We start from the raw sequence: 6,023 nt of genomic DNA on the forward strand, positions 1-6,023 counted from the left end.
GACATTATTCTGCCCTACCCTTTGGGGTTCTGGTGCCCCCGCACGTCCATGCCCCTTTCGGGCGGATGTCCTTGCTGTAGGCTTTGGCCAGATACGAAGCCTGCTGCTCGCACTTGGCACGTTGGTCAGCCTCGTCGGGTGATCCCCGCCGGATCACGATACCATTTTCCTGCCTGTTCCCGCTCCTGTCCCTATCGCAGCGGTGCATGAGTCCGGTCGGGTCGACGCCCAAGGCCCTGCCCCAAAGGTTGCTCGCTTTTTCAAGAATCGAGTGTGGGTTATCCAGGGCATTGCCATTAACGAGCATCAGGGCATGGTAGTGTGGGTGTTCGCTTTCGTTCTGCTCCCTCACCCAGATGAGTTTGGGATCGGGATTGTGGCTCCCGGCAAACTTTTTGCGCGTAAGGCTACGCTTGAGGTTATAGCACAAGTCTTGGATATGCGTGCTGCTAGGCGTAACGTATCCGTTTTCGGGATAGTGCAAGTCTAGCCTGACCTGCATGACCTTGCTGTGATCAGCAAGTGATTGCTCAAGCGCACTGTGATACTTATCCATGATGCCGCTGATCATGTCATTGCATTTACTATTTCTATATCCCATTACATTGCCTCCATGCCTAAGAAGTTTCTTGACTATTGTTTATTTAGCATATGGTTATTCAAGATATGTATTTCATTATCTCCATGCATGGTTGTTTATTATATTTTAATAATTATGTATTACCATTTACCTAGATTATAATTCATACGAAAATTCACCGCCCTGGATATATCTCGTGTTCATTTTGCACTATACACTACGCTATGCTTTGGCGGAAAAAATATTCATATTATATAGGCACAAAAAAACACACTCATCATCAACGCTCGAAAGACAGCGGCGCAGCGGCTGCCGACTTACAATCTCCCACCTGTCTAATTAGCGTCCCAACAACAAGCTCTTTGAACTTACGGCACTCGGGAACCATGGAGCGACTCGCCCCTCCCGAGGAATGACCAAAGGCCATCCCCCGAGAGGAGCAAGCGCAGACGCCTACACGGAGAAGTGCCAAAAGAAACCTCCCCATCAGCGTAGACCGCCCATAGGCACCCTCAGCGCTCCATGGCGTGCAGCAAGATCATTCCATACACCATCAACAATCTCATATTCCGGCGATGATGGACGGCCACCTCGTTGACCGAAACGCGGAGGGAAAAGTTCCCTCACGGCACCCCTACGCCACAACCAATCGATGGCCGCATTGGCTTCTTGCCTAAGAACGCCGCACATCCTCTGCAGGTCCCGAGACTGAAATCGCCCTTCCTCATACAATCTCCTTGATCTCAGCGCCTTGACTGCAATTTTTTCACCACGCTCCGGGCAGATCAGCCTCACTATTTTCTCGTAATGCTCATAAAAAGAATCGCCCAGTTGCACAGCAAGCCGCATCGTATTGGCATCAATGCTCACCTTACTTTCTGGGCATTCAAACATATGCACAAACGCGGCGATATGGAGAAGGTGCCTGGCAGCCTTCCCTCTCCACTCGTCCCAGACCGAGACCTCTCCACCTCGCAGACAGAGCCTTCTCTCAACTTTATCGCGCCATTCCTCCCATAGCAGCAGCGCATCCGCATCCAATTCCAGCACGATCTGCTCATTTGACGTTTCAACGCGCTCAACGATCGCCTGGATGATACTGGTATACTCGGCCTTGATCGCCTCGAGCACGACACCACCGGCATCCCGACCCCCGACAGGCAGCTCATCTACATAAAACAGTATGCGCCCGAGCAAGCCACGGCCCATGATCTCCTTGTTCCGCCCCAACTGGGCAATCACGGGCGGCTGGACCATGACATTAAGCGCCAAGACCGGCTGCTCAATGACGGTAGAGCTCTCGCCGCTTTTTTTCGATTGTATGCGCTCACCGGAGAACGCCTTCAGCAGCGTGTCCACTATGGGACTCATGGGCTTGGCATTGACAATATGCCTGAAAAGGCTCGCCTCAGCCTCCATGACCGCAACACGCCCTCCCTGTTGGTGCATGCACTCGATCAATGACTTGTTCGTGCAATCATCAACAAAAATCTCCAATTCATGCCCGCCAGGCACGCAAAGAATTTCTTCGCGGAGGGCTGCCATCTCCTGCAACCACTCCTCAACCTTGGCGTCGTCCTCAGTCTTGGCGACTTTCCGCTCCAATGCCGCCAAGCGCTTCTTGAGTTGAACTTGACGGCTCCGCTCAAGGCAAAACCGCGCCCTATGGGTGTCGTTCCATTTTTTCTGAAAGGCGAGCAGCGGCGCCTTGTAAAACGCATTTATCGGCGATTTCCCGGCACCCGACTCGGCGCATAGCACGACAAAGGCGTTGGCAGGCTCAATCCAATCATTATTGACCTTGACCGAAACCTTCCCGCGCAGGGCAGAATTGATTGCTGCCAGGCATGCTACCCAACTCATGCCTAGCGAAACCCCAAAAGCCGCACGGACTGCCTCGCTGATGCGGCAACTAGCAGTCGTGTCTACCCACTCGTCAAAGTTCCTCTTCTTTGCGCTCACACCACCTACATGCGGGGGGAAAGTAAAAGGCGTATCCATATCCCCCTCCTAGCACGCGGCCTTTTGAAGGTAAGCGCTCAACCAAGCCAAAAAGGCGTCACGTTCGTAGGCAACTCGCCCTTTCAGGCGAAGCCTCGTCGGCCCTTTCTTTTGGCTGTCCAGATTGGCGAGGGTCCCGACGGCCAGAATCCCTCCCAACATCTTTGCGGCGACCTTTCTGGTGAACACCGGGGGAAGGGCCTTCTCCAAGGCCAGAATGACTGTACCGACCGTGTCGACGGGCGCTTCCTTAGACTGATCAACAACTGCGGTTTTCATAGTCCCTCCAAGGGATGTTTTTCGGTCGCTCCATTGCGACGCGCCTAGAGAGGTGACTATTTTCCGCACCGCGCGATAGGTCAGACTTTTTTTCTAAAAAAACGCTTCATTTTAGAGTATTACGCCCACCCATCGCCTCGGCAAAGCCGACCGCCCCCCCCAAAGGACACACTCATTCCCAAACCGCGCGCAGCCAGAGCAACTCGACTCCCCCCAATAAAAACAGACGCAGGCCCATTCCTGGACCTGCGCCGTTGACTAGCCATAGGGAGCGCTGCCTGCTCAGCTTGTGTATTTGAGTACCGCGCGTTGCTTGATGCATTTGGCTGCGAGCACATAATCACGGCGCAAAGCCCTCTCATCCGCAGTTTTCCGGCAGTGGTCGAAATGTGCATCAAGAATGCGCCTGATCGCCTCTGCCTGCTTTATCTTGCCGAAATGAATCAAGTCCCAAAGCCATAGGCCAATCGCTCTTGCCCCATTTGACACCTGCTCAGACTGCGGCACATACATATGCTTCACAGTGCGAGCCAATTCACGCGTCTCCACAAGCTTAGCTTTTACCATCCATACTGAATAACTATTCACAGCATCCGAAACCTGCTTATCCACATATTGTGCCAATTCACGGGAGAACTTCATTCTACGGATTGCATCTCCACTTATGACAACCTGAATCGATGACTTCTCACTTCTTACGTAATAATCTAGAGCCTTTTTCTTTTTCCACGCACTTATAGATGCAGATATATTTTCTATATCACTAGAGCGACCATACACTTCAGCATCAATATACAAATACAGCCTATCGCTGGACTCACTCTCAAAAAATTGTCTGCCGCGCTTGTCCGTATAGTTGAATCTCACATCATCAAAGCTATCCCCGTCATATTTTATGAACTGCTTCTCCTTTATATCGTCAATTTCTATTATTCCGCCATCCTTTGCCACCGTTGTGATCTGCTTCTGAATCTGGTGTGGGTATACTTTCCTCGTAAACGTGTACCCATACTTCAAGGCGACGTACAAAAAGAACTTCGCCGCCCTTGATTCATCCTTAGTAAGCTCACTAATTCTATACAAATTCTTCATTTCACCGGAGATAGGTGCATAACTAAACTTGGGATTCTTATTATAATAAGCGTTATACGCAATCACTAGCTCACGAGCGACTCTTTCAAAATCGCGATCATGCACCCTCTGATCCTTCATCAAAGAACTCAAAAAAATAGTGCTCACATCATATCGTTTTTTAAACCACGCCTTCTCGCTAATATCCATAATGAACGCACGCGCTGAGTAATGATAATCCCAAAAAATAATATTCTCTGCACGGACAAGATCTGCATGGATACAATCATTTCTCATTTGATTCTTCAGAGCATCACCTTGAATTTCTTTAATTTTATCAATTTCTTCCTGATCGATATCAGCATCATACAAGAAGTCATCATCCATCATACCACCTCTTCTTGATTATTTTTTGAAGTCAACAACATGCAACTCTAGTGTCGTCTATGCTCACGCTAAATTCATAGAACATTACCAACACACCAGATTCCTCATCCACATCCCGTCACTATAAAGAATCATACACCCCCAAAACATACTTTTTCTTAACACCAATCGCAACCTACCCCAAGCGCAACCCATGAAATGGTAGCGAGCGCACCTTACATGCTCGCCTGTCACACCAACGCGAGCGGGCCACGCACGCAAGCTTCCCTGACGCCATGGTCGAGCGAATTGGCCTCGCACCTTCAGGGCAAGACAGAAACCGCCACCAGAACACTCGCCAAGAAAGTACTGCTCCCCACACGGTCGAGCCCATCGGCCCCAACCTATTCACTCGCCATCACAGGGCGTCACGGCCAAAGGTGGGAGAGAAGTGGGAGAGATTCCAAAACGCCAAAACGGCTAGCTATGCTTATTTGCACAACTAGCCGTTTTTACTGGCGCGCCCGGGAGGATTCGAACCCCCGGCCAAGAGCTTAGAAGGCTCCTGCTCTATCCACCTGAGCTACGGGCGCGTGACGAGAGGGGATTTTTCTAGCCGAGCCGCTGCCGCCGGTCAAGGGCAACAGTGGGCAACGGTGGAGCAACGGGTTGTGCGGGGTGGATGCGAGTGGTGGGCGGGGGGCAGGGCGGGACCACGTCGGAACTACGGACCGCAAAGCAGCCATGCCCGCTATCTGTCTCTTGCCACCGCACCTCCGCCGCCCTCCCTGCGCGCACCCGCCGCCCTCCCAGCGTACACCCGCCCTCTCACCAGCGCGTCATCAGCGTACCACCAGGGCATCGGGCCGCCGTTTGCCACCTGCCCCTCCCCAGCACAATGCGCCTGCGCGTTTCTGGCGCGCTCCCGCCGCGCATGCCGCGTCGGCATTCGCTTCGGCACCCGCGCCCGCCCCTGCCCATTCGGAGGGGGGCCTCCGCCCCGCTTCGACCGTCCCCTCTTCGCCCCCGCACCGTCACCACCTTCCCCATGCAATTCCCCCCCCCGCTTGACGCGCCCCGCCCGGCGTCCTACCGAAAGGGATGCGCCCCTTCCGCATGTCCGGATGCCGGGCGCGCTTCGCCCCCTCTACAGGCACGCTCACCATGACACACGCTTCTTCTGCATCTCCTTTCGCCACCTACGACGACGTACAGGCCCACCTGAACCGGTTGGGCATGTTCCACATGGACCTTGGCCTCGGCCGCATGGAGCGCGTGCTGGACGCGCTGTCCCTCGTCGCGCCGCCCTTTATCGTGGCCCAGGTGGTGGGCACCAACGGCAAGGGTTCCACGTCCACGTTCCTCGCGGCCATCGGCACGGCGCACGGCCTGCGCACCGGCCTGTACACCTCGCCGCACTTCGTCACCCCGCGCGAGCGCATCCGCATCGACGGGGCCATGCTGGCCGCCAACCAGTGGCCGGTTCTGGCCAACCGGGTCATGGCGGCGGGCGGCGATGCGCTGACCTATTTCGAATTCCTCACCGTGCTCGGCCTGCTGGCCTTCCGCGAGGCGGGCGTGCAGCTTGCCGTGCTGGAGGCGGGCCTTGGCGGCGCGCACGACGCCACCACCGCCGTTGCCGCCGACGTGGTCTGCGTGACGCCCATCGGACTGGACCATCAAAGCGTGCTGGGCCCCACCATCGCCGCCATCGCCGCCGACAAGG

5 protein-coding genes and 1 tRNA gene are annotated in these 6,023 nt (G+C 54.4%); 1 reads left to right on the top strand and 5 read right to left on the bottom strand.

What is annotated here, in order from left to right; genetic code table 11:
• Positions 1–4 precede the first annotated feature (4 nt).
• The 5 genes from FVW27_RS00650 to FVW27_RS00670 all read right to left on the bottom strand — a co-directional run bounded on the left by FVW27_RS00650 (position 5) and on the right by FVW27_RS00670 (position 4,890).
• Positions 5–601 carry a YagK/YfjJ domain-containing protein gene (locus FVW27_RS00650; RefSeq protein ID WP_167121833.1) on the bottom strand — a complete coding sequence of 199 codons (597 nt, stop codon included), beginning with the start codon at positions 599–601 and terminating at the stop codon, positions 5–7.
• A gap of 465 nt (positions 602–1,066) precedes the next feature.
• A complete protein-coding gene (locus tag FVW27_RS00655) occupies positions 1,067–2,581 on the bottom strand; it encodes a DUF3987 domain-containing protein (protein WP_167121834.1) in 1,515 nt (504 codons plus the stop codon).
• A 9-nt stretch (positions 2,582–2,590) separates the two neighbouring features.
• The gene (locus tag FVW27_RS00660) at positions 2,591–2,860 is read right to left on the bottom strand and encodes a hypothetical protein (RefSeq protein ID WP_167121835.1); all 270 of its coding nucleotides are present in this window, start codon (positions 2,858–2,860) and stop codon (positions 2,591–2,593) included.
• Positions 2,861–3,142: 282 nt separating this feature from the next.
• Positions 3,143–4,321 carry a hypothetical protein gene (locus tag FVW27_RS00665; protein ID WP_167121836.1) on the bottom strand — a complete coding sequence of 393 codons (1,179 nt, stop codon included), beginning with the start codon at positions 4,319–4,321 and terminating at the stop codon, positions 3,143–3,145.
• A gap of 492 nt (positions 4,322–4,813) precedes the next feature.
• Positions 4,814–4,890: transfer RNA gene (locus FVW27_RS00670), tRNA-Arg, on the bottom strand.
• A gap of 571 nt (positions 4,891–5,461) precedes the next feature.
• On the opposite strand from FVW27_RS00670, the gene FVW27_RS00675 reads away from it, so the two are divergent.
• The coding region (locus tag FVW27_RS00675; protein WP_481850155.1) for a folylpolyglutamate synthase/dihydrofolate synthase family protein at positions 5,462–6,023 on the top strand (562 nt) is incomplete at its 3' end.

It is taken from the genome of Nitratidesulfovibrio liaohensis (genome assembly GCF_011682075.1).
Taxonomy (GTDB): domain Bacteria; phylum Desulfobacterota; class Desulfovibrionia; order Desulfovibrionales; family Desulfovibrionaceae; genus Cupidesulfovibrio; species Cupidesulfovibrio liaohensis.